Annotated in this window: 1 protein-coding gene; it reads right to left on the bottom strand. The window is 68.3% G+C overall.

Going from position 1 to position 2199, the window contains the following annotated elements:
- Positions 1 to 1798: tetratricopeptide repeat protein (locus PJ985_RS23075; protein WP_271685833.1), on the bottom strand; the 1798-nt coding region annotated here is incomplete at its 3' end.
- Positions 1799 to 2199: the final 401 nt, after the last annotated feature.

Below are 2199 nucleotides of genomic sequence, written 5' to 3'. Positions count from 1 at the left end.
TGTACTCGTTGTTGGGGTTGAGTTCGATGGCGCGGGTGAGGTCGGTGAGTGCTTGGTCCAGGTTCCCGGCCTCGTGGTGGGTGGTGCCGCGCCAGTGGTGGTTGTACTCGTCGTTGGGTTCGAGTTCGATGGCGCGGGTGTAGTCGGTGAGTGCTTGGTCCAGATTCCCGGCCTTGCGATGGTGGTTCCCTCGTGTCGCGTGCGTCAAGGCTCGTGCCGTATCGCTGAGGCTAGGCTCCTTGAGCAGTGCGCGTAGGGCTGCCAGGGGCTGGGGTTGGCCGGGTTCTGTGTCAGCGAGGGACTCGGACCAGGCGATCACTTCTTTGCTGCCGCTGTCATGGCCGGCCTGGCGGATGAGACGGACCCAGCGGTTAAGGGTTTCGACGTCTTCTCCGCAGGCGTGAATGCAGTCCTCCAGCACCGGCAGGCGTGCCTCGTAGGGGGCGCCGCACAGCCAGTGGTACATCTCTGCCGCCCGGTAGTCGCGCCACCGTTCGGTCTCCCAGCGGACCTCGACGTCAGGCAGCGTCACTTCGAGGTCGGTGCGCTGCTGGGCGTGGTGACCGGCCAGGACGGTGTGGCACTGACGCCAGTCAGCCGCTGACCGTGAACGCTGCAGTCGCAGGATCTGGTTACGGACCACGTCGTGGTAGCGGTAGCGGCCGCCATGGCTGGTGATGAACGGCAGCGACGCCAGCCAGCTCTCCGCACCACCGCCGGCGTCCGGGGCGATCAGAGCACGGTAGACATCACAGTCCACCTCCTGGGGGAGTGCACAGTCCAGGATGGCCCGCCGGCGTTCAGGATCGGCTTCCCACTTCAGGAACCGCTCGACCGCTGTCTCGGCAGGGTCGATCACCTCCCCGGGCTGGGCCGGGCGTGGCGTGGCGAGCATGTCCACCAGCACCGGAAGCCGGTCCGACAGGCTCAGCACCGTGCGGATCACCTCTTCGTCGACCACCCCGCGCCGGGCCAGAAGATCGCGGGCCTCCTCCTCGGTGAAGGCCTCCAGCAGCACCTCCTCCACGTACGGGCCCATCTCCCCCCACACCACAGGCGCCAGCCTCACCTGACCGGCTATCACCACAATGACCTTCAGCGGCAGGTCCCCGTACCGCTCACCCGCCACCAGATCACACAGCCACCGGTCCAGCGACGGACCGGTGCGCTCATAGACATCGAAGAACAGCACCACCCACGGACGGTCCCGCGCCACCTCGGTCAGATCACTCACAAAAACCGGCGTCAGCTCCCCGACCGGGTCAAGAACAAGATCCACATCCCGCCGCTCACGGGACTGATCCCGCAACTTCCCCGCACCACGCGCCAGCTGCTCAATCCCCAGCGGCATCCCCAGCGCCGCTCCGGTGACCGTGGCCGCGGCGTGCGCTGCCAGCTCGGCGCCGGGAGATCCCTCACCGCGCGGCAGCGCACGCTCGATCTCCCGCTGCCGCTGCCTGAGCTGGGCCAGGCGTTTGGTGAACGCCCCCATCTCCACCCCTTGACGGGACAGCTGATCAGCGGCCGCTTTCATCACCTCCAGCGGCCCGTGTACCTCGTCCCCGAGGAACACTGTCGAGGCCCGGGCCTCCTCGGCGTAGCCTCGCCACCGCCGCACCAGAGTCGACTTCCCAACCCCTGACTGACCGCGCACGTGAAACAGGCAGCGGTACTCCTCATCCTCCACCGTGCGCCGCAGGTTCGCCTCGAACACCGCCAGTTCCCCGCGCCGCCCCACGAAGCTCTGCCCCTGCTGCTGCCGAAACTTCTCCCGCCGGCTCATCGGCCTCGGCGCCATCAACCCCACCCCCACGAAGTGACTACTCCTCCAACAGCTACCAGCCACCACCATCCCTTGTCTGCCGGACGCCCACTACACCCCGCGCGGCCAGATGTGTGGTCATCCGTAGCCCCGCGCTCTGTCAGCGGCGGCGGTGTGGAGAGGGCTTCCGGGGCCATCCCCGCATGCGCGGGAGCGGGTCTCACCGTCGAAGCCGTGGTCCAGGTCCAGGTCGAGTTTCTCGCCGTCGAGTGGCCCGCCCACCAGCTGCACCGCGCGCCGCATGCCGCCGCCGGTCACAGGACCATCCCGGGCCGGTACCGGTTGCTCCAGGACGCGGCGGTGCGGGCGGGGTCCAGCGCCAGTGCCCCGGTGTCGATCCCGGTGCCCTCCAGTTCCTCGTCCAGCCGGTCCTGCAG

It is taken from the genome of Streptomyces sp. ACA25, from assembly GCF_028200735.1.
Taxonomy (GTDB): domain Bacteria; phylum Actinomycetota; class Actinomycetes; order Streptomycetales; family Streptomycetaceae; genus Streptomyces.
This window is presented reverse-complemented; position numbering and strand designations above follow the sequence as displayed.